At 65.1% G+C, this 21,194-nt stretch carries 20 protein-coding genes, 1 other RNA gene and 2 pseudogenes; 9 read left to right on the plus strand and 14 right to left on the minus strand.

All coding sequences use genetic code 11. From position 1 onward, the window contains the following. Positions 1-75: 75 nt before the first annotated feature. Positions 76-1,143, minus strand: a complete 1,068-nt coding sequence (locus ACVWY3_RS32545) for an acyltransferase family protein (protein WP_456842117.1) — start codon at positions 1,141-1,143, stop codon at positions 76-78. Between the two features lie 193 nt (positions 1,144-1,336). Here ACVWY3_RS32545 and ACVWY3_RS32550 point away from each other — a divergent pair, with 193 nt between their 5' ends. The 3 genes from ACVWY3_RS32550 to ACVWY3_RS32560 all read left to right on the plus strand — a co-directional run bounded on the left by ACVWY3_RS32550 (position 1,337) and on the right by ACVWY3_RS32560 (position 5,928). Next, positions 1,337-2,653: a UDP-glucose dehydrogenase family protein gene (locus tag ACVWY3_RS32550; RefSeq protein WP_456842118.1), complete on the plus strand. Its 1,317-nt coding sequence runs from the start codon at positions 1,337-1,339 to the stop codon at positions 2,651-2,653. A gap of 121 nt (positions 2,654-2,774) precedes the next feature. After that, complete coding sequence (gene hrpB, locus ACVWY3_RS32555) at positions 2,775-5,249, plus strand: ATP-dependent helicase HrpB (protein ID WP_456842119.1); 2,475 nt, start codon at positions 2,775-2,777, stop codon at positions 5,247-5,249. Positions 5,250-5,415: 166 nt separating this feature from the next. Beyond that, positions 5,416-5,928, plus strand: a complete 513-nt coding sequence (locus ACVWY3_RS32560) for a TIGR02281 family clan AA aspartic protease (protein ID WP_456842120.1) — start codon at positions 5,416-5,418, stop codon at positions 5,926-5,928. A 247-nt stretch (positions 5,929-6,175) separates the two neighbouring features. Here the strand turns inward: ACVWY3_RS32560 and ACVWY3_RS32565 are convergent, their stop codons facing one another. Together ACVWY3_RS32565 and ACVWY3_RS32570 are read right to left on the minus strand one after the other, a co-directional pair. After that, positions 6,176-6,709, minus strand: coding sequence for a transglutaminase-like cysteine peptidase (locus tag ACVWY3_RS32565; RefSeq protein ID WP_456843515.1), 534 nt, complete (start codon positions 6,707-6,709; stop codon positions 6,176-6,178). Positions 6,710-6,853: 144 nt separating this feature from the next. After that, a complete protein-coding gene (locus ACVWY3_RS32570; protein ID WP_456842121.1) occupies positions 6,854-7,030 on the minus strand; it encodes a hypothetical protein in 177 nt (58 codons plus the stop codon). Positions 7,031-7,201: 171 nt separating this feature from the next. Between ACVWY3_RS32570 and ACVWY3_RS32575 the strand changes: the two genes are divergently transcribed. Continuing rightward, positions 7,202-8,701: a phosphomannomutase/phosphoglucomutase gene (locus ACVWY3_RS32575; protein ID WP_456842122.1), complete on the plus strand. Its 1,500-nt coding sequence runs from the start codon at positions 7,202-7,204 to the stop codon at positions 8,699-8,701. A 171-nt stretch (positions 8,702-8,872) separates the two neighbouring features. On the opposite strand, the gene ACVWY3_RS32580 is transcribed toward ACVWY3_RS32575, so the two are convergent. From ACVWY3_RS32580 to ACVWY3_RS32620, 9 genes and pseudogenes are all read right to left on the minus strand, one after another. After that, the gene (locus ACVWY3_RS32580) at positions 8,873-9,382 is read right to left on the minus strand and encodes an Lrp/AsnC family transcriptional regulator (protein WP_456842123.1); all 510 of its coding nucleotides are present in this window, start codon (positions 9,380-9,382) and stop codon (positions 8,873-8,875) included. A gap of 99 nt (positions 9,383-9,481) precedes the next feature. Beyond that, positions 9,482-9,725, minus strand: a pseudogene (locus ACVWY3_RS32585) (PfkB family carbohydrate kinase); the annotation flags it as partial. 45 nt (positions 9,726-9,770) lie between these two features. After that, positions 9,771-10,709 (minus strand): NAD(+) diphosphatase, encoded by a 939-nt coding sequence (gene nudC / locus ACVWY3_RS32590; protein ID WP_456842124.1) that lies wholly within the window; start codon positions 10,707-10,709, stop codon positions 9,771-9,773. 10 nt (positions 10,710-10,719) lie between these two features. After that, on the minus strand, positions 10,720-11,139 hold the full coding sequence (locus ACVWY3_RS32595; protein WP_027561570.1) for an HIT domain-containing protein: 420 nt from the start codon (positions 11,137-11,139) through the stop codon (positions 10,720-10,722). 170 nt (positions 11,140-11,309) lie between these two features. Then, positions 11,310-12,380, minus strand: coding sequence for a muconate cycloisomerase family protein (locus ACVWY3_RS32600; RefSeq protein ID WP_456842125.1), 1,071 nt, complete (start codon positions 12,378-12,380; stop codon positions 11,310-11,312). Between the two features lie 53 nt (positions 12,381-12,433). After that, a complete protein-coding gene (locus tag ACVWY3_RS32605; RefSeq protein WP_456842126.1) occupies positions 12,434-13,189 on the minus strand; it encodes an SDR family NAD(P)-dependent oxidoreductase in 756 nt (251 codons plus the stop codon). Continuing rightward, complete coding sequence (locus ACVWY3_RS32610; RefSeq protein ID WP_456842127.1) at positions 13,189-13,983, minus strand: amino acid ABC transporter ATP-binding protein; 795 nt, start codon at positions 13,981-13,983, stop codon at positions 13,189-13,191. The genes ACVWY3_RS32605 and ACVWY3_RS32610 overlap by 1 nt, the downstream gene beginning before the upstream one ends. Then, complete coding sequence (locus tag ACVWY3_RS32615) at positions 13,980-14,642, minus strand: amino acid ABC transporter permease (RefSeq protein ID WP_456842128.1); 663 nt, start codon at positions 14,640-14,642, stop codon at positions 13,980-13,982. The genes ACVWY3_RS32610 and ACVWY3_RS32615 overlap by 4 nt, the downstream gene beginning before the upstream one ends. Positions 14,643-14,757: 115 nt before the next feature. After that, on the minus strand, positions 14,758-15,606 hold the full coding sequence (locus ACVWY3_RS32620; RefSeq protein ID WP_456842129.1) for a transporter substrate-binding domain-containing protein: 849 nt from the start codon (positions 15,604-15,606) through the stop codon (positions 14,758-14,760). A gap of 183 nt (positions 15,607-15,789) precedes the next feature. Here ACVWY3_RS32620 and ffs point away from each other — a divergent pair. From ffs to ACVWY3_RS32645, 5 genes are all read left to right on the plus strand, one after another. Then, positions 15,790-15,886, plus strand: an RNA gene (gene ffs, locus ACVWY3_RS32625) — signal recognition particle sRNA small type. Positions 15,887-15,982: 96 nt separating this feature from the next. After that, positions 15,983-17,821: a DNA polymerase III subunit gamma/tau gene (locus tag ACVWY3_RS32630; protein WP_456842130.1), complete on the plus strand. Its 1,839-nt coding sequence runs from the start codon at positions 15,983-15,985 to the stop codon at positions 17,819-17,821. 122 nt (positions 17,822-17,943) lie between these two features. Further along, a complete protein-coding gene (locus tag ACVWY3_RS32635; RefSeq protein ID WP_027561563.1) occupies positions 17,944-18,264 on the plus strand; it encodes a YbaB/EbfC family nucleoid-associated protein in 321 nt (106 codons plus the stop codon). 1 nt (position 18,265) lies between these two features. After that, positions 18,266-18,868, plus strand: coding sequence for a recombination mediator RecR (gene recR, locus ACVWY3_RS32640; RefSeq protein ID WP_027561562.1), 603 nt, complete (start codon positions 18,266-18,268; stop codon positions 18,866-18,868). Between the two features lie 27 nt (positions 18,869-18,895). Beyond that, positions 18,896-19,333: a hypothetical protein gene (locus ACVWY3_RS32645; RefSeq protein WP_456842131.1), complete on the plus strand. Its 438-nt coding sequence runs from the start codon at positions 18,896-18,898 to the stop codon at positions 19,331-19,333. Positions 19,334-19,460: 127 nt separating this feature from the next. On the opposite strand, the gene ACVWY3_RS32650 is transcribed toward ACVWY3_RS32645, so the two are convergent. Together ACVWY3_RS32650 and ACVWY3_RS32655 are read right to left on the minus strand one after the other, a co-directional pair. Continuing rightward, on the minus strand, positions 19,461-20,825 hold the full coding sequence (locus ACVWY3_RS32650) for an AmpG family muropeptide MFS transporter (protein ID WP_456842132.1): 1,365 nt from the start codon (positions 20,823-20,825) through the stop codon (positions 19,461-19,463). Between the two features lie 183 nt (positions 20,826-21,008). Continuing rightward, positions 21,009-21,149 (minus strand): annotated as a pseudogene (locus ACVWY3_RS32655) (GIY-YIG nuclease family protein); the annotation flags it as partial. Positions 21,150-21,194 lie beyond the last annotated feature (45 nt).

Raw genomic sequence — 21,194 nt, forward strand, 5'->3', positions numbered from 1 at the left:
CCTCTCGGCTCCATCACTGACGTCTCGGCGTACTGGGTCGCCCGGTCAAGCCGGGCGAGGACACCGTGAGCGCAGCTACTCGGCCGCCTGGAGCACCGGCCCCGCCTTCTTCGGCGCGATCCAGAACGCATCCGGCCGCTCGAACAGGAAGTGGGCGCCCATGCGCAGCGCGGCCCGCCAGATCGCCAGCGATCCAATCACGCCGACGATGGTCACGATCAGCGACACCGTGCCGATGTCGGCAATGATGCCAGTGCGCAAAAGCAGCGTGCGGGTCGCCGCCATCGGTAGGAAAAAGGCGAGATAGATCACGATCGAATGCTCGCCGCAGAAGCGGAAGAAATTGAGCCAATGCGCGCGCGCCAGCAATGTGCCCATCGTGATGATCGCGCACGCGCCGGCAAAACCGAGCCCGAGCGAGACGATCTTCCACTCGCTCGCGCCAATAGCGACGAGGCCGGCATTGACCAGCGCCCAGGTCGCGAGCCCGGCGAGTGCCAGCGCGGGATGTTTTCGCGCGCGGTCCGACAGCGCGAACACGTAAGTCGCGAACAGATAGCCCGAATAGAAGTAGACGAAGCGCGCGCAGAATTCGTCGATCGCGGTCCAGCCGGTCGCGATGCGCGCCGTCTCCAGCGCGGCGGCAATGATCCAGATCGCAAGCGGAGGGATTCGCCGTGTCAGTTTTGTGACGACGAAGAACACCGGCAGCAGATAGATGAACCACAGCGTGCCGAACGGCTCGATGAAGGATTCCAGATACAACAGGCCCGCGTCACGCCAGCTCGATTCCGCGGCGAAGGCGGGCGCCTTGAAGCCGAACTGGATTGTCACCCAGACGACATAGAAATAGGCGAAATGCACCACCTTGCGGTCGAGATAGGTTCGCCAGTCGCGATCGATCACCAGTGGCAGGAACAGGCCCGAGATCAGGAAGAAATCGGGCATCCGGAACGGCTTTGCAAAGGCCACCAGGACATGCATGAAACCGGTCTTGCCGGCGGCGAGCTCCACCCCCAGCACCGAATGCATCATCACGACCATGATGATGCAGATGCCTTTGGCGTAATCGACCCAGTCGACACGCCCGGCCCTCGGGGCCTTCGGGCTCCTGCTTGCTGCGATTGTGCCTGATGATGCCATGATGTCCCGTTTCGAGGCGTGTTCCGCCCAGCTCCGTATGGGCGTGGGGCAGTTTGGATCCCAGTGGGTTTCCGACTTCTTTACCGGTTCAAGCTGCGTGCCGGTTTTTGCATGCGGGCTGTTCCCTCCCCATCGGAAAGTGCTAAACCGCCCCGAGTTGGGGTTTTGTTAACCAGCCAGAACAGGGTTTTTCATGCGAATCGCGATGATCGGCACGGGTTATGTGGGACTGGTGTCCGGGGCCTGCTTTGCGGATTTCGGTCACGAGGTCACGTGCGTCGACAAGGACGAGAAGAAGATCGCCAGCCTTCATCGCGGCGAGATCCCGATCTACGAGCCCGGTCTCGATGAGCTGGTTGCCAGCAACGTCAAGGCCAAGCGGCTGGACTTCACCACCGATCTGTCGAAGCCGGTTGCCGAGGCCGACGCCGTGTTCATCGCGGTCGGCACGCCCTCGCGCCGCGGCGACGGCCACGCCGATCTGTCCTATGTCTACGCCGCCGCGAAGGAGATCGCGCAGGCGCTGTCCGGCTTCACCGTGGTGGTGACCAAGTCGACCGTGCCGGTCGGCACCGGCGACGAGGTCGAGCGCATCATCCGCGAGGCCAATCCCGACGCCGACGTCGTCGTCGCCTCCAACCCCGAATTCCTGCGCGAGGGCGCGGCGATCCGCGACTTCAAGTTCCCCGACCGCATCGTGGTCGGCACCTCCGACGAGCGCGGCCGCAAGGTGATGGGCGACCTCTATCGTCCGCTGTCGCTGAACCAGGCGCCGCTGATGTTCACCGCGCGCCGCACCGCGGAGATGATCAAATACGCCGCCAACGCGTTCCTGGCGACCAAGATCACCTTCATCAACGAGATCGCCGACCTGTCCGAAAAGGCCGGCGCCAACGTCCAGGAGGTCGCGCGCGGCATTGGCCTGGACAACCGCATCGGCACCAAGTTCCTGCATGCCGGTCCCGGCTTCGGCGGCTCGTGCTTTCCCAAGGACACCAAGGCGCTGATCAAGATCGCCCAGGACCATGACGTGCAGCTGCGCATCGTCGAATCCGTGCTGGCGGTCAACGAGAACCGCAAGCGCGCGATGGCGCGGAAGGTCAGCCAGGCGCTCGGCGGTAGCTTGCGCGGCAGGACCATCGCGGTGCTCGGCCTCACCTTCAAGCCCGACACCGACGACATGCGCGATGCGCCGTCGATCCCGCTCGTCACCGGCCTGATCGACATGGGCGCGACCGTCAAGGCCTTCGACCCGGTCGGCATGGAGCAGGCGAAGGGTGAGCTGCCCAGCATCACCTATTGCGAGGACGCCTATTCCTGCGCGCAAGGCGCCGACGCGGTCGTCATCGTCACCGAATGGGTCCAGTTCCGCGCGCTCGATCTCGACCGGCTGAAGAGCGCCATGGCCCAGCCCGTCATCGTCGACCTCCGCAACATCTACCGCCCGGAAGAGATGGAAGCCGCCGGCTTCACCTACGAGAGTGTCGGGCGCCCGCCGGTGCAGGGCTGAGGCTCCACGAGAGTGCATAATTCCGTCATGGCCGGGCTTGTCCCGGCCATCCACGTCTGTTTTCTAATCCAAGAACGTGGATGTCCCGGGGCAAGCCCGGACATGACGAGCGGATGATTTCTTGCCTCGCAGCTTCGACACCCCCCTCCCGATCGACGCCGTGCTCGACGACCTCTCGCGCACGCTGGAGGCGCATAACGCTGCCGTGCTGGTCGCCCCTCCCGGCGCCGGCAAGACCACGCGCGTGCCGCTGGCGCTGCTCGATGCACCCTGGGCCAGGGACAGGAAGATCATCGTGCTGGAGCCGCGCCGCATCGCCGCGCGCGCCAGCGCCGACCGCATGGCCAAGTCGCTTGGCGAGCGCGCCGGCGAAACCGTCGGCTACCGCGTTCGTTTCGGCTCGAAGATCTCGCGCGCCACGCGCGTTGAGGTCGTGACAGAAGGCATCTTCACCCGCCAAATCCTCGACGATCCCGAACTTTCAGGCGTCGCCGCCATCCTGTTCGACGAATTCCACGAGCGCTCGCTCGACGCCGACATGGGCCTCGCTTTGGCGCGGGACGCACAACTCGGCTTGCGCGAAGATTTACGCCTCCTCGTAATGTCGGCGACGCTCGACGGCGCCCGGGTCGCAAAGCTGCTCGGCGATGCACCTGTCGTCGAGAGCGAAGGCCGGGCGTTTCCGGTCGAGACGCGCTATCTCGGCCGCAAGGCCGACGCGCCGATCGAGCGGCAGATGGCGGATGCGATTGCGTCCGCGCTCCGCGCCGACAGCGGCTCGGTGCTGGCCTTCCTGCCGGGCGCTGCCGAAATTCGTCGCACCCAGAATTTCCTCAGCGAGCGCGTGCAGGACGCCAGCATCGAGATCGTGCCGCTGTTCGGCGCGCTCGACGCCGCCGTGCAGGATCGCGCCATTGCGCCAGCGCCGAAGGACATGCGCAAGGTCGTGCTGGCGACCTCCATCGCGGAGACGTCGCTCACCATCGAAGGCGTCCGCATCGTGGTCGATTCTGGCCTTGCCCGGGTGCCCCGCTACGAGCCGGACATCGGCCTGACCAGGCTCGAAACCGTGCGCGCCGCGCGCGCGGCGGTGGACCAACGCCGCGGCCGCGCCGGCCGTACCGAGCCCGGCGTCTGCTATCGGCTTTGGGACGAGCCGCAGACGGCTTCGCTCGCGCCCTACACCCAGCCGGAGATCCTCAGCGCCGACCTGTCCTCGCTGGTGCTCGACCTCGCGCAATGGGGCGTCGCAGACCCTGCCGCGCTGTCATTCCTCGATCCGCCGCCGCAGCCGGCCTGGAAGGAGGCCAGGAGCCTGCTCCAAGAGCTCAACGCGCTCGATCGCGACGGGCGCATCACTCCAGAGGGCAAGAGCCTGCGCGCGCTGGCGCTGCCGCCGCGGCTCGCACGCATGATCGTGGATTCGCATCGCGCAGGCAGCGGTGAAGCCGCCGCCGAGATCGCGGCGATCATTACCGAGCGCGGGCTTGGCGGCGACAGCGTCGATCTCGAGCACCGGCGCGACCAGTTCCGCCGCGACCGCTCGCCGCGCGCCGCCAGCGCCCGCGATCTCGCGCGGCGCTGGGCCTCGCAGGTGGCGGCGTCGGAGAAGGCGCGCGAGCAGGTTGATCTCTCCACCGGTCTGATGCTCGCCTATGCCTTCCCGGACCGTGTCGCGCGCAACCGCGGCAATGGCAGTTTCCTGCTCGCCAATGGCCGTGGCGCTGCGGTGGAGCAAACGTGGTCGCTCGCCCGCGCGCCCTATATCGCGATCGGCGAGATGACCGGCACGGCCGCGAGCGGCCGCATCCTGCTCGCCGCGCAGATCACACAGGCCGAGATCGAACAGCATTTCGCCGAGCACATCGAGAGCGTCGACGAGATCTCGTTCGATCGCGGCGCGATGGCGCTGCGTGCACGACGCAAGCGCGCCCTGCATGCGATCACGCTCTCCGAGGCCATGCTTGCCGTGTCGCCTTCGGAGGACACTGCGCGCATTCTTGCCGACGGGCTGATCGCCGCCGGCCTCGACCGGCTGCCCTGGTCGAAGGCCGCAAAACAATGGCGCGACCGAGTGATGTTTCTGCGCAAGGCCGAAGGCGAGAGCTGGCCGGACCTATCCGACGACGGACTGATCGCGCGGCGCGACGATTGGCTGGTGCCGGCGCTCTACGACAAGATCGCGCTCAAGGACATCTCGGCCGGCGATCTCTCCGACGCGCTGATGGCGCTATTGCCCTGGGAGATGCGCGCGCGGCTCGACCGCGAAGCGCCAACGCATTTCGAGGCGCCGACCGGCAGCGTGCTCGCGATCGACTATGAGGCGGAGCAGGGGCCGACCATCGCGGTGCGGCTGCAGGAGTTGTTCGGCCTCAACACCCATCCCTCGATTGCCGCGGGCAAGGTGCCGCTGGTGCTGGAGCTGCTGTCGCCGGCGCAGCGCGCGGTGCAGGTGACGCGCGATCTCCCCGGCTTCTGGCGCGGCAGCTACGCCGCGGTCCGCTCCGATCTGCGCGGCCGCTACCCGCGCCATCCCTGGCCGGACGATCCCGCCAGCGCCGCGCCGACAAGGCGGGCGAAGCCGCGCGGGACGTGATGTGTCTTCTCCCTCGCCCCGCGCCTGCGGAGAGAGCGTCGAGCCACCACCGCATTAACCGTTCGCTCATCCTTTTCGCCAAAATGGCACCGTTCTGCCTGCGGCTTCGCTCGCGGGCGGGCGTGTGGCGTGGTGAAATCGGGCTTTCCGGCTCGGAAGTGGTGTGATGCGTAACATTGTGATCATCGCGGCCGTCATGATCGGCCTGGGCACGTTCATGGCGCAGATGGCGGACAAGATGAGCACGGCCTCCGCGACCTCCGCGCCGCGCACGACGGTCGCTCTTGCGGCCGCGGCGCCGGCCGGCGGCCGCACGCTCAACATCCCGCGCGACGGCCGCGGTCATTTCCAGACCGAGGGGCGCATCGAGGGCCAGCGCATCGGCTTCATGGTCGACACCGGCGCTTCCGTCGTCGCGCTCAACGAGACCTCCGCCGCGCGCTTCGGCCTCCGCCCGACGCGCAGCGAGTACAACGCTACCGTCTCCACCGCCAACGGCACCATCAAGGCCGCGCGCACCCGCATCGCCATGCTTGATGTCGGCGGCCTCGTCGTGCGCGACGTCGATGCCATGGTGCTCCCGGACGAGGCGTTGTCGGAGAACCTGCTCGGCCTCTCCTTCCTCTCCCGCCTCAAGCGCTTCGAATACGCCAACAGCCAGATGATGCTGGAGCAATAGCCTCGCTCCACGCTCTTGCGGGTCATGCGCCCAGTAGAGCATGACGAATTAGGTTCGGCGGGCCGTCCGTAGCTCACCTGTCCCTACGGGAGAGGTGAACCGGGTCCTGAGCGCGCATCGATTGATCCAAGTCTCGTCGCGCTTTAAAGCATGATCCGGAAAAGTGCGCAGCGGTTTTCCGAAAAGATCATGCGCAAACATCGAGTTGCTAAAGCGCGATGACGATTTATCCTGATCTCATCGCGCTTTAGACGACGCGCGGCGCGACGATGTTCCAGTATCGCGGTTCGCTCGGCGATTGGATTCGAATCCAGCGATAGGGCGTGCGCAGCCACGGTCTGATCTGCGTCGTCAGATTGTCCAGCACCAGATCGCCGCTCCGCGTTCGAACGACCAGAACCAGATGGTGCTTGCCCCAGACGCTCACGACCTCACTGAGCAGAAGCGCCCGCTGGGGCCAGCCCCGGCTGAGTAGCTTGTGGCGCTTGCTGACGGCGTAGTCGTTGCAGTCGCCGCGGTCGGGATCGATCAGCCAGACTTCCCCCTCCAGGCCCAGCTCATTCGGCTCGGGGATGATGGCCTTGTTCACGGCCTCGTTGACCTCCTTCAGATCTGCCCATCGCTCTTCAGTCAAGTGAACCGGACCGCCACGAAACGGCAGGCGAGCGCGGCATTCGTCGGGATATTGCAAGCAGAATTTGGTGTGGGCCATCGGTCCAAGCGTCGGATTGCCAAACCTGATGTTGAGGGGTTGCGGCGGAGGGCCGGCCGGTCGGTCCAACAGCCTCTCGTTGGCCGCATGAGCGGCCATCATTTGGCACATCGACAAGACTGTGCCGGCCGCGATTGCGACCAGGATCGACGCCGTGCGCATCGCTTGTCTCCTACGCGCAACGTGGGGAGAGAGCTCGAAACGAGGCTTCCGTTAATGATCCAAATGATCAGTCAGCCCGCGTGCTGCGCCATGGCGATTGCGGATAAATGAGCGGGCGAGGCGGAGTAACCCTGAGTGGACATCCGCGGCCGGCCCGGTCGGCTTCAATACGATCCCTCGATCCGAGACTGCGAGGCGCGACAGCGCATCTGAGGTGTGATCGATCATGGCAGAATCCTGCCATTCTTGCGTGCGACGTGCGCATCGCGAAGCAGCAGTAAGGTTTTCCCGTGACCAAACTGCCGCAATTATCAGCCATAAGCTGCCATTCCCTCCTTCCGCTGCAGCCCGGCATTCGCTAAAGCTGCGGCAATCCTAGCCCTTCGCGAGATTGTCTCAATGTTTCCCAAGCCGAAATCCGTACTTTTGCCGAATACCTACGGCTTCGAATCCGAGCCGATGGTGAAGCCGACCGGCTTTCGTGAATACGACGCGCGCTGGCTGTTTCAGAAGGAAATCAACCTGATGGGCGTGCAGGCGCTGGGCATGGGCTTGGGCGCGCTGATCGCCGAGCTCGGCGTCAGCCAGGAGATCGTCACCGGCCATGATTTCCGCGGCTATTCGGCCTCGATCAAATACGCACTGATCTCCGGCCTGATGGCGGCGGGCTGCAAGGTGCACGACATCGGCCTCGCGGTGACACCGATGGCCTATTTCGCGCAGTTCGATCTCGACGTGCCTTGCGTTGCCATGGTCACGGCCTCGCACAACGACAATGGTTGGACCGGCGTGAAGATGGGCGCCAACCGTCCGCTGACCTTCGGTCCCGACGAGATGACGCGGCTGAAGGAGATCGTGCTCAATGCCGAATTCAAGAACAGGGACGGCGGCTCCTACCGGTTCCACGAAAACTATCCGGCGCGGTACATCGCCGATCTCACCAATCGACCGAAGCTGACGCGCAAGCTCAAGGTCGTCGCCGCCTGCGGCAACGGCACCGCCGGCGCGTTCGCGCCGCAGGTGCTGGAGGCGATCGGCTGCGAGGTGATTCCGCTCGACACCGAGCTCGATCACACCTTCCCGAAATACAATCCGAATCCCGAAGACATGGAGATGCTGCACGCGATCCGCGACGCGGTGCTGCATCACAAGGCCGATGTCGGCCTCGGCTTCGACGGCGACGGCGACCGCTGCGGCGTCGTCGACAACACCGGCGAGGAGATCTTCGCCGACAAGGTCGGCGTGATGCTGGCCCGCGACATGTCGGCGATCCACAAGGACGCGCAGTTCATCGTCGACGTGAAGTCGACCGGCCTGTTCGTCACCGATCCCATCCTGCAGAAGCAGGGCGCGAAGACCGCCTATTGGAAGACCGGCCATTCCTACATGAAGCGCCGCACCAACGAGACCGGCGCGCTCGCCGGTTTCGAGAAGTCGGGCCACTTCTTCTTCAACAAGCCCTACGGCCGCGGCTATGACGACGGCCTGGTCTCGGCGATCGCGATCTGCGACATGCTCGACCGCGCCCCCGGCAAGTCGATGGCGGATCTGAAGGATGCGCTGCCAAAAACCTGGTCGTCGCCGACCATGTCGCCGCATTGCGCCGACGAGGTCAAATACGGCGTCATCGACAAGGTGGTGAAGCACTTCGAGGATCTGCGGGCCACGGGCGCGAAGATCGGCGGGCAGGCGATCCGCGATCTCGTCACCGTCAACGGCGTACGCGTCACCGTCGAGGACGGCAGCTGGGGCCTTGTGCGCGCCTCCTCCAACAAGCCCGAGCTCGTCGTCGTGGTCGAAAGCCCGGTCTCCGAGCAGCGTATGCACGACATGTTCGAGATGGTGAACAGCGTGCTGCGCAACCATCCGGAGGTTGGCGAGTATAATCAGAAGATTTGAGGTGGGAGCGGAGAGCGCTCGCGCTCGCCGCACTCACTGCTGTCATCACCCGCGAAGGCGGGTGATCCAGTACGCCGTGGCCTCTCGATATTATTGCTGGCGTCACGGAGTACTGGATCGCCCGGTCAAGCCGGGCGATGACAGTTTACTCTGTGGCGATACGCGAGCTTTCTACGCCGCCACGACCGCCGGGATCGGCAGCGCGGTCACCGACTTGATCTTCTCCATGGCGAAGCGCGACGTAACGTTCTTCAGCGGCACGGCGCTGATCAGCTTCTTGTAGAACACGTCATAGGCCTGCATGTCCGCGACCACGACGCGCAGCATGTAATCGACGTCGCCGGCCATGCGATAGAATTCCATCACCTCGGGCATGGCGCTGACGGCTTCGGCGAATTTCTTCAGCCAGGCGTCGGAATGATCGGCGCTCTCGACCGAGACGAATACGGAGATGCCGAGCCCGATCTTGTTCTGGTCGACGAGGGCAACCCGCTTCAGGATCACGCCGTCGGCTTCAAGCCGCTGAATGCGTTTCCAGCAGGGGGTCGAGGACAGGCCGACACGGTCGCCAATCTCGGCGACCGAGAGGGAGGCATCCTCCTGGAGTACCATCAAGATCTTGCGGTCGATGGCGTCGAGGCGGCGGCTGGTCTCGGGCAGGTGGACAGCGAGGTCAGTCATTTGAAGAACTTTGTTCCATTTCAGGGGCGGATTTCCCTGATATAGAGAAAATCTTTCCACAGCAAGCCCATATTCTCGGCGTAGCAGTGGAATTGCTCTAGGGCGGGGGCGCAAAAACTCTTCAAATTCAATACGTTGTGGGGCAGCCAGGCCACCGCCATGGCGGCTAGCATTTCAGCGCTGCGGTAGCCGCGGCGAATCGCAACGCCTGCCCGCTCGGCGAGGCGAAGCGTCAAGGCGCCGTGGAAGATTCGCCGGCGCCCAGCGTATCGACCGCCTCCACCGGGAAGGCCGGTGTCTCCTCCAGCGCGCCCTCGTTCGGCCAGATCGTGCCGCGGGTGCCAATGCAGAGGATGCGCGGCGCGGTCGCAGGTAGTGCTATCGGCGGTCAGCTCTTGTCGTGCACCCAGCGGCCGAGCAAATGATGGGCGATGGCGAAGGGGTGTGGCCCGGCGAGTCCGTCCGGATGGGTCCGCGTCAGCATCTTGGCCGCTTCCTCGCGCGTGAACCAGCGCGCGTCTTCCAGCTCGGAGTGGTCGACGACGATGTCCTCGTTCAGCGCCCGCGCGCTGCAGCCGATCATAAGCGACGACGGATAGGGCCAGGGCTGCGTCATGTAATACTGCACATCGGTGCAGCGGATGCCGGATTCTTCGAGGATCTCACGGCGCACCGCATCCTCGATCGTCTCGGCGGCCTCGACGAAGCCGGCGAGGCACGAGAACATGCCCGGCGGAAACTGCTTCTGGCGGCCGAGCAGGCATTTGTCGCCGGACGCCACCAGCATGATCACGACGGGGTCGGTGCGCGGAAAATGCTCGGCCTTGCAGGCAGGGCAATCCCGCTTCCAGCCGCCTTCCTTCATCGCGCTGCGCGCGCCGCAATTGGCACAATAGCCGTGGCGCTGGTGCCAGCCGACCATCGACTTCGCCATCGCGATCGCCGAGAGCTCGTCGGGCGGGATGACGCCCTGCATCGCCATGCCGCGCAGCTCGGTGACGGTGTAATCCTCGCGGCCGATCAGCTTCTCTGCGGCGGCCTGCGATAGACCCATGCCGAAAATCGCGGCGCCATCGCGCAGCCCCAGAAAGATCGTGCCGGGATTGGCGCCGCATTTCAGCGCCTCGTCGATTCCGAGCTGCGCGCGCACCTTGTCACCCTCGCGCTTCACCAGCAGCGAGTCGCGGTAAACGACATAGGCACGCGATGAGGATTTCTGCTCCAGCGCGAACAGCTTTTCATCGTCGCGGCGCAGATGCGCGGCGCGATCGAGGCCATTGGTGACGAAGGCCGGCTGCCCCAGCGGAAATGCGTCGAATGCTGACATTGTTATTCTTTCAACCCAACCAGATTTTTCGGCGAAGCGCGCTGATGAAATTCTGAACCTCGGCAGCATCGTGTGCCAGCGGCGGCATCACGCCCCAGACGGGCCGCGGCCAGGCCGCGTCACTGGTGCGGCGCGCGATGATGTGGACGTGAAGCTGTGGCACGAGGTTGCCGAGCGCTGCGACATTGAGCTTGTCGCATTTGGTGATCTCCTTGAGCGCGCGCGAGACCCGGGAGATTTCGGTCATCAGCTGCGCCTGCTGCACCTCGTCGAGATCGATGATCTCGACCGCATCGACCCGCCGCGGCACCAGCAGCAGCCAGGGATAATGCGCGTCCTTGATGACCAGCACCTTCGACAGCGGCAGATCTCCGATGTCGATGGTGTCCTCTTTCAGACGGGAATGCAGCGACCAGGCGGGATCAGACATATGCGTTTCCGGATGGCCCGTAGGGCGGGCTGGTTGGTTCAGACCATACGATATGGGGTCCGATAGGGGAAGGATTGCGCTACGCGGCCGCCGCATACGCGATCGTCGTCCCGGGTCTGCGCTGACGCTTGCCCGGGGACGACAACCGAGTTTGTGGCCGCGCCGGTGGCTTACGCCTCCGCAAGCACCCGCGCATTGGCGCGGATGGAGGCGTCGCTGACGCGGATGCCGAGGCCGGGGCCCTCGGGCACCACGACGTGGCCGCCGCGGTTGGCGACGCGCTCTTCCAGCACATCCTCGGTCAGCACGTGATGCGGCATGTAGAACTCGCAGCCGAGCGAGATGCCTGGCGTCGCCGCGATCAGCTGCGTGCCGGCGGCAAGGCCAATGCCGCCCTCCCATAGCGTGCCGCCATAGCCGGGCAGGCCGGCGATGTCGGCGATTGCCATGATGGCCTGCGCCTCGAACAGGCCGCCGGCCTTCATCAGCTTGATCGAGACGGCATCGGCGGCCTCGCGGCGCACCACCTCCATCATGTCGCGGCGGTCGAAGCAGCTCTCATCCGCGAGCACGGGCGTTTCCAGCGCCGCGGCGAGCTGCGCCATCACGTCGAGAAATTTGCGCGGCACCGGCTGCTCGATGAAGGTCGGCGCGAATTCCTGGACATCGCGCAGGATCTTGATCGCGCCGAATGGCGCCAGCGCCTGGTTGTAGTCGACGCGCAGATCGACCTTGTCACCGAACTCTTTTCGGATCTCTTCGAGATGGTCGAGGTCATCGCGATGCGGCTTCACGCCGGTCTTGACCTTGTAGATGACGTTGCCTTCAGGAACCATCTTTCGCATGCGTTCGAGATCGGCAGCGAAATCCGGATCAGCAATGGAGAACGACAGGGGGATCGTGTCGCGCACGCGGCCGCCGAGGAGGTCGGCGACGGACAGGCCTGACGCCTTGCCGACGATGTCGAGCAGCGCCATCTCGATGGCGACTTTTGCTTCCGCGTGTCCGACCAGCGCGCGGTCGAGCTCGGCCATCAGCGCGCGGATGCGGCGCACGGGTTTGCCGAGCAAGATCGGTCGCAGATAGATGTCGAGCGCGGAGAATGCTGCTTCCGGCGTTCCCGTGAATACCTCCCAGGGCGCGGCCTCGCCCCAGCCGACAATGCCGTCGCTCGAGGTCAGCTCGATCAGCACGCGCTTCACCGTGCCCTTGACGTTGCCGACGCCCTGCAGGCGCGCCATCTTGATCGGGCTCTAGATCAGGAACAGGCGCAGACGTGCGATGATTGCTTCGGTCATGTCAGGCCTCCATTGACGTGCCAGACCTGGCCGGTGACGTAGGATGCTTTCGGGGATGCCAGGAAGGCGATGATCTCGGCGACTTCCTCCGGCCGCCCACGGCGGCGCATCGGGATCAGCGCTTCGGTAGCCGCAATCTGCTCGGGCGAGAGCCGGCTTTCGCTCGGCTTGTCCTTGATGATGAGGCCGGGCGAAACCGCGTTGACGGTGATGCCGTCCTTGGCAAGCTCGATCGCAGTCAGCCGCACCAGCGCTTCCAGCGCGGAACGGCTTGCGGCGGTGGCCGCGAACGGCGCGAATTCGGGCCGGATCGCGTGCGCGACAAAGGACGACACCGCCACGATCCGCCCGTCCTGCCCGGCCCGTAACAGCGGCAGCGCGGCCTCGACCATGCGCGTGAACGCCAGCGCCGATTCGTCCATCGCCTTACGAAACTCATCCGCCGGCGTGCCGATGGCGCTGCCGCGGCGGGCATGGCCGCCGACCAGGATCAATCCGTCGAGCCGGCCGAAAACGGCGCGCGCAGCGGCGACGGCGTTGGCGGCAGCAGTCTCGTCGGCGAGATCGCCAAGGCATTTGGCGACAAGGGCGCCTTTCGCTTCGGCCTCCGCCGCAGTGGCGTCGAGACCTTCGGCGTTGGAGCGGGTGTGCAGCAGGAGCGCGATGCCGGGATCAGCGAGCAGTCTTGCGGTGGCGCGGCCGATGCCGCTGGCGGCGCCCGTCACGAGATAGACGCGATGGATATTTTGCATCACGATGCCGGCGTGGCCGGCGGCAACGCGCCGGTGCGGTGGAAATGGCTGAGGAAGGCGCGCGTCGCGGCTTGCTGCGGATTGTCGATCACCTGCCGCGCCGGACCTTCTTCGACGACGATGCCGTCGCGCATGAAGATCAGGCGATTGGCGACCTCGCGGGCAAAGGCGATCTCGTGGGTCACGATCACCATGGTCATGCCTTCGGAGGCGAGGCGCTGCATCACGTTGAGCACCTCGCCGACGAGCTCGGGATCGAGCGCCGAGGTGGCTTCATCGAACAGCATGACGTCAGGCTCCATCGCCAGCGCACGCGCGATCGCGACGCGCTGCTTCTGTCCGCCGGAGAGCGTCGCCGGATATTGGTCGGCCTTCTCGGCAAGGCCAACTTTTGCAAGCTGAGCACGCGCGAGCTTCTCGGCGTCCGCCTTGGCCATGCGCCGCACCGTGACCGGCCCCTCCATCACGTTCTGGAGCGTCGTCATGTGCGGGAACAGGTTGAAGTGCTGGAACACCATGCCTGTGGTGGCGCGGAATTTTGCCAGCGTCTTCACGTCTGGCAGCTTGGAACCATCGCCGAACGCAAAGCGCGTCTCGCCGACACGGACGCTGCCGCCGTCGGGCACGACCAGGAGGTTGATGCAGCGGAGCAGCGTGGACTTGCCGGAGCCGGACGGGCCGATCAGCGCCACGACGCCGGCCTTGGCGACGTCGAGATTGATGTTCTTCAAAACCTCGTTGCTGCCGAAGCTTTTGCGTAAGGCCCGGATCTCGATTTTCGGCGTCTCGGTCATTCGCTCACCGCCAGTCGCTTCTCGCCGCGGCGGACGATGATGGTGAGCGGAATCAGGATCGCCGCATAGGCGACCGCGACCGCCGTGTAGGTCTCGAGCGGCCGATAGCTGTCGTGGGCGGCGACCTGGCTCTGATAGACGAGGTCAGGCACCGCGAGCACCGAGACCAGCGAGGTGTTCTTGAACTGGATGATCGACTGGTTCATCAGCGCCGGGATCATGCGCTTGATCGCCTGCGGCAGCACGACGCGCCGCATCGTCTGGCTCGGCGTCATGCCGAGCGCGGCGCCGGCCTCCGACTGGCCGCTGTCGATCGAGACGATGCCGCCGCGGATGATCTCCGAATAGAACGAGCCGCCATAGAGTGAGAGCGCCAGCGCGGATGCCGTGATCGGCGTCATCTCGACCCCGGCGAGGATCGGCAGCGCGTAGTAGAACCAGATCAGCTGCACCAGGATCGGCGTGCAGCGGAACGCCTCGATAAAGGCGAGCGCGACGAGCCGTACCGCCTTGAAGCGCGACAGGCTGCCGAACGCGCCGAGCAGGCCGAACAGCAGCCCGCACACGACGATGATCACGGTGAAGCCGACAGTGACGCCAAGCCCGTTGAGAAAGAGCCAGCGATAGCTCCAGAGGATGCCGAAGTCCCACTGATACATGCGTGTTTTTGCTCGTCGTGCGTACTGTCATTCCGGGGCGCCCGAAGGGCGAACCCGGAAATCTCGAGATTCCGGGTTCGATGCTGCGCATCGCCCCGGAATGACGGTGCTGATGTTACAGCGACACGCCCGGCGGGATGTCCGCCTCGGTCACGCCCACCAGCTCCATATTCGTGATGATCGCGTTGCGGATGAAGCCGAGGCCCTTGTTGAAGTCGATCCAGGTGTTGACGTAGTCGCGGAAGGTCTTGTCGTTCTCGCGGCGGAAGCCGGCGTTGGACGTGGTCGCGAAGATCGGCGTCGGCAGCACGAACTGGCCGAGCGACGGGTTCTTCTTCAAGACGGTCAGCGACAGCATGGTGATCAGGCACTGCGCGTCGACGCGGCCGGTCTGCAGCGCAGCGGTGGCATCGTCGGCGGTCTTCAGCCGCGAGATCTGCGCCTTCGGCGTCAGGCGGCTGACGACCTGGTCGTGCGAGGAGCCCTGGTCGACGGCGATCTTGACGTCGGGCGAGTTCAGCTCGGCCCAGCTCTTCGGCTTGAAGTCCTTCTTGCAGAGGATGCCGAACGCGTTGTTGAAGACCGGCACCGAGAAATCGACCACCAGCGCGCGCTTCGGCGTCGGGTTGAGGCCGAAGAAGATGTCGATCTTGTTGAACTGCAGGTCGAGCACCGAATTGCCCCAGGTGGTTTCGGTGATCTCGAGCTCGGCCTCCATGTCGTCGGCGAGCCCCTTGGCGATGTCGATGTAGAAACCCTTCCACTGGCCGGTGGCGAGGTCCTTCATGTAATAGGGCGCGCCGCCGCCGACCGCGCCGATCCGCATCTTCTTGGTGCGACGGATGCGGGCGAAGGTCGATTCGTTCGGGTCGGCCGCGGTCTGGGCCACGGCTGGGGCGGCCAGCGCGGCTGCGGTGACCGCGCCAAGTCCGACAATCGATGCAACATCACGACGTGTAACCATTGGGATCAATCGCTTTTCTGGTTGGGTGGAGTTCCGGCAGCGTTCTTAGCAAGGTGGTCCCATCAGTGAAAGCACAGCCTATCGGCTGGGCAGATCCGGATTTGCCCGGATGCTGGGCAAACCCAGACGGTTCGGGGCGATACCCGCTTGCTTTCCGCTTCCTTTGGCCCCAAATAGGGACCGGGAGATTGGCGGTGGACGAGCCACTCGCCAACCGGGTCAGGTCCGGAAGGAAGCAGCCCTAACGAGGTCCGGATCGGGTCGCTCGTCAGTCTCCTACCTGTTTTTCCGAGCGAATTGCGCCGGCGGGCTTCCCGCCAGCGCGCGCTCCTTTCCGCAAAAGCCGGCCGAGAGACATTTCATTGCGGATCGACCGATGACCGACGCTGGCGCCCCTTCCAATCCCGATAGCGCCGGCCCGGCCGGCAACGCGCCTTACCGCGTACTGGCGCGCAAATACCGTCCCTCCTCGTTCGACGATCTGATCGGCCAGGAGGCCGTGGTCCGCACCGTCTCCAACGCGTTCGAGACCGGGCGGATTCCGCAGGCCTGGATTCTCACCGGCGTCCGCGGCGTCGGCAAGACGACCACCGCGCGCATCCTCGCGCGTGCACTCAACTACGAGATGCCGGATGGCTCGGTGAAGGGGCCGACCATCCAAATGCCAACCTTGGGCGTGCATTGCCAGGCGATCATGGAAAGCCGGCACATGGACGTGCTTGAGATGGACGCGGCCTCGCATACCGGCGTCGACGACGTCCGCCAGATCAATGACAGCGTGCGCTATGCGCCGGCCAGCGCCCGCTACAAGGTCTACATCATCGACGAAGTCCACATGCTGTCGACGGCGGCGTTCAACGCCTTCCTGAAGACGCTGGAGGAACCACCGGAGCACGCTAAGTTCGTGTTCGCGACCACCGAGATCCGCAAGGTTCCGGTCACCGTGCTGTCGCGCTGCCAGCGCTTCGACCTGCGCCGCGTCGAGGCCGACGTGCTGATGAAGCACCTCGCCAACATCGCCGCGAAGGAAAGCGTCGAGATCGAGCCGGAGGCGCTCGGCATCATCGCGCGCGCCGCGGAAGGCTCGGTGCGCGATTCGCTGTCGCTGCTCGACCAGGCGATCGCACATGCGGCGGGGCAGGTGAAGGCCGATGCGGTCAGGCAGATGCTGGGCCTTGCCGACCGCACCCGCGTCATCGACCTGTTCGATTCGCTGGTGCGCGGCGACATCGCCGCGGCTTTCAAGGAGTTCCGCGACCAGTACGATGTCGGGGCCGATCCGATCGTCGTGCTGTCCGATCTCGCTGAGTTCGTGAACTTCGTCACCCGGGTGAAGATCGTGCCGGCGACTGCTGACAACGTCGCCTATGGCGAGACCGAGCGCGTCCGCGCGAAGGATTTCGCCGCGAAGATCTCGATGCGGGTGCTGTCGCGGACGTGGCAGATGCTGCTCAAGGGCATCACCGAGGTGCAGGCTGCGACGCGGCCCGCCGCGGCCGCCGAGATGGTGCTGGTGCGCATCGCCTATGTCGCCGACCTGCCGACGCCGGACGAGGCGATCAGGATGCTGGAGCAGAATGGCGGCGGCTCACCAGTCGCGAGCGGCGGCAGTAGCGCGCGCAGTGCGCCGGCTGCACCAATGGCCTCCGCAGCGCCCGTGACCTCAGCGGCGCCGGTGCGCATGCCGACATCATCGCCGACCGCGTTCGGCGGCGCTGCCCGGCCGCAGATGGCGGCGCCCGCGCCCAATCCGCAAGGTGCGGCGCCTCAGCTCCGCATCACCAGCTTCACCCAGCTCGTCGCGCTTGCCGGGCAGAAGCGCGACCTCCTGACCAAGGGCGCGCTCGAGGGCGACATGCGCCTCGTTCGTTTCGAGGAGGGCCGGCTCGAGGTCGCGCTCGAGCCCAACGCCTCCAAGACCATGATCTCGGAGCTTGCGAAGAAATTCGAGCTCTGGACCGGCCGCCGCTGGACCGTGATCGTCTCCAACGAGCAGGGCCAGCCGACGCTGCGCTCGGTAAACCAGGCCGCTAAGCAGGAGCATGCCCGCACTGCGGAGGCCGATCCGCGCGTGCAGGAGGTGCTGTCGCGTTTTCCCGGCGCGAAAGTCGTCGAGGTCCGCAGGCTTGCCCCCGAGGCGCCGGAATCCAATATTAATGCCGACTATGGCACTGACGATCCGCCCGACGATTCCGACGGCGACGACGATCTCTGAGCATGATCCGGACCCGAAGGGCCGCGTAACGCAAAGTGCGAAACGGTTTTCCGACCAGATCATGCTCAAACAACAAGCTAGGGCGCGATGACGATGGATGGCGCCAACAAGGACGAGCACCCATGGCTGACTTTCTCGGCATGATGAAGCAGGCAGCGCAGCTGCAATCCAAGATGCAGGAGATGCAGGAGCAGCTCGGCAACGTGGAGGTGGAGGGCATCTCCGGGGGCGGTCTCGTCGCCGTGCGCATGACCGCCAAGATGGACGTCAAGGGCGTCAAGATCGATCCCTCGCTGATGAAGGCGGAAGAGCGCGAAGTGCTGGAAGACCTGCTCGTCACCGCCTTTGGCGATGCCCGCCGCAAGGCGGAGACGGCGATGCAGGAGAAGATGCAGGCGCTGACCGGCGGGCTCGGCCTGCCGCCGGGGCTGTTCGGCCAGTAAGATGGGCGCGGTTGCAGGTCCCGAGATCGAGCGGCTGGTCCAGCTTCTCGCGCGGCTGCCGGGCCTTGGCCCGCGCTCGGCGCGGCGCGCGGCGCTGCATCTGATCAAGAAGCGCGAAGCGCTGATGATGCCGCTGTCCTCGGCCTTGCAGGTCGCGCTCGACAAGGTCCAGGTCTGCAAGACCTGCGGCAACATCGACACGCAAAATCCCTGCACGGTCTGCACCGATCCGAAGCGCGATCCTGCCATCATCGTCGTTGTCGCCGACGTCGCCGATCTCTGGGCGCTGGAGCGGGCCAATGCGACCCAAGGCCGCTATCACGTGCTGGGCGCGACCTTGTCGCCGCTCGACGGCGTCGGTCCGCAGGACCTCACAATCGACGCGCTGGTGGCGCGGGCGCATGCCGCCGAGGTGCACGAGATCATCCTGGCGCTGAACGCCACCGTCGACGGCCAAACCACGGCGCATTACATCACCGACCTGCTTCAGGACGCCAACGTCAAAGTAACCCGACTCGCGCACGGTGTGCCGGTCGGCGGCGAGCTTGATTATCTCGATGAAGGTACGCTATCGGCCGCCATGCGGCAGCGGACCCTGTTCTAACAATCCAGACTTCACGGAACGGACGACATGACGAAACGATTCGCCAAACGGCTGGCTTTGGCCCTGATGATGATGACGGTGGTGACCCCGGCTATCTCCGCTCAGCAGGGCGGCGGGGCGCCGCCGCCGACCAAGCCCGGCAAGCCCATCAACAATGGCGACGTGCTCTCGGGCGAGCTGAATGCGCTGAAGGTGCGCGACTTCAAGAACGCCGGCAAGCGGGTTGCGATGTACCAGATCACCTCCGAGCCGCGCCGCCTGCCGCCGCCGAGCGGGCTGTGCAATCTCGAGACCGGGCCCGAGACCTTCCAGCTCGTCACCTCCAGCGACGCGCAGGCCGCGCAGCTGAAATCGTTCGTCGGCAAGGAGATCTCGGTCAAGGTCGACGAGGTCGCTTGCGCCAGCGATCCCGGCCAAATGAGCGAGGCCGTGATCACGAAATGGAGCCTGATCAGGAAGCAGTAGGAGGCGCGATTGCTCTCTCTCCGTCATCATTGCGAGCGAAGCGAAGCAATCCAGACTTTCTGCGCGGAAACAGTCTGGATTGCTTCGTCGCAAGAGCTCCTCGCAATGACGAAGGAGAGAGATGGGCCTAAACCCTGACCGGTCCCAGCGCCTCGAAATGCCCGCGCTTCTGCAGCCAGGCCAGCAGCACCAAGCTCGGGATCGCCACCAGCACGCAGATCACGAAGAACAGCGCCCAGCCGGTCGCATGGGCCGCATAGCCCGCGCCTGCTGAAAGATAAGTCCGCCCCACCGCGGCAAGCGCCGTCAGCAGCGCGTATTGCGTGGCGGTGTGCAGCGGGTTCTGGCAGAGCGCGGACAGGTACGCGACAAAAATCACGGTGCCGATCGCGCTGGTGAAGTTCTCGCAGGTAATGGCGAATGCCAGCGCCCATTGGTTGGTGCCGATAAGTGCGAGCCACGAGAAGGAGAGGTTCGCGATCGCCTGCACCACCCCGCCGATCCACAAGCTCGTTGCGAGCGAATAGCGACGTGCAACGAAGCCGCCGGCAAAGCCGCCGATCAGGGTCGCGGCCAGCCCGACGCCCTTTACGATCGCCGCGTAGTCGTTGCGGGTGAAGCCGAGGTCGATCACGAACGGCGCAGTCATGGTCCCGGAGAATGCGTCGGTGAATTTGAACAGCACGACGAAGGCAAGCGCCGCCAGCGCATCCTTGCGTGACAGAAATTCTGAAAAGGCGCCGATCGTTGCATGCAGGACGCGGTTGAAAGCGGCTTCCGACTTCGATGCTGCTTCCGCCCGGACCGATTGTTCCGGCTCGGTTGCGGCCAGCGCGGTGATGGTGCCAATCAGCACGAGCGCGGCCATGGTCATATAGCCCCACATCCAGGCGCTGGGCCGCCCGATGCCCGTGCCTTCGAAGCCGGATACGATGAACAGCGCGCCCGCGGTCGAGACCAGCATGCCGATGCGATAGGCCGCCACATAGGAGGCCATGCCCGCGGCCTGCTCGCTTTCGGGCAGGCTTTCGACGCGGAAGGCGTCGACGACGATGTCCTGCGTTGCAGACGTCATGGCCACCAGCAGCGCGGCAAGGGCGACGAGTAGGATCGAGCGCGCAGGATCGGTCATTGCAAGCAGCAGGATCGAGACGATCAGCAGTAGTTGCGAGAACAGGAGCCAGCCGCGACGTCGCCCGAAGATGCGGGTGAAGATCGGAACATGGAGCGCATCGACGAGCGGCGCCCAGAGAAACTTCAGCGTGTAGGGCGTGCCGACCAGCGCAAGTTTTCCGATCGTCTCCAGATCGACCCCGGCCTCGCGCATCCACACCAGCAGCGTCGAGCCCGACAGCGCCAGCGGCAGCCCCGAGGAAAAACCGAGGAACAGCACGATCAGTACCCGCGATTGCAGGTACACGCCCAGGCTCTCGCGCCATGAGGTCGCGGGGGCGGGGCTAGCGGCGGGGGAGGTCACCTCGGGTGCGGTCATGGGGCGGTGTTAGCAGATTCTGGAGGGGCGGTCAGTGAGGCGGGAGCTCTTAACTCCCCTCTTGTCATCGTCCGCGAAGGCGAACGATCCAGTAATCACCAGCATTTCGGCTCAATCACACCCGCTGCGGCGTACTGGATGCCCCGCCTTCGCGGGGCATGACAGCGTCATGGCGGCCCGGCTATCGTACTTTTCAGTGAAGCTCTCAATGAGTTTGGACTTGTGCTGCGCTACGCGGCGGATGAGGTCATTGGTCACGCCGATGTACAGCGTACCGCCAATCCCGCTGGCGAGGAAGTAGACGTAGTAGTGGCGTGTGCCCATCTGCCGCCTCCCACTGCGCTGTCATCGTCCGCGAAGGCGGACGAT

The sequence above is a fragment of the Bradyrhizobium sp. USDA 4486 genome, assembly GCF_054057995.1.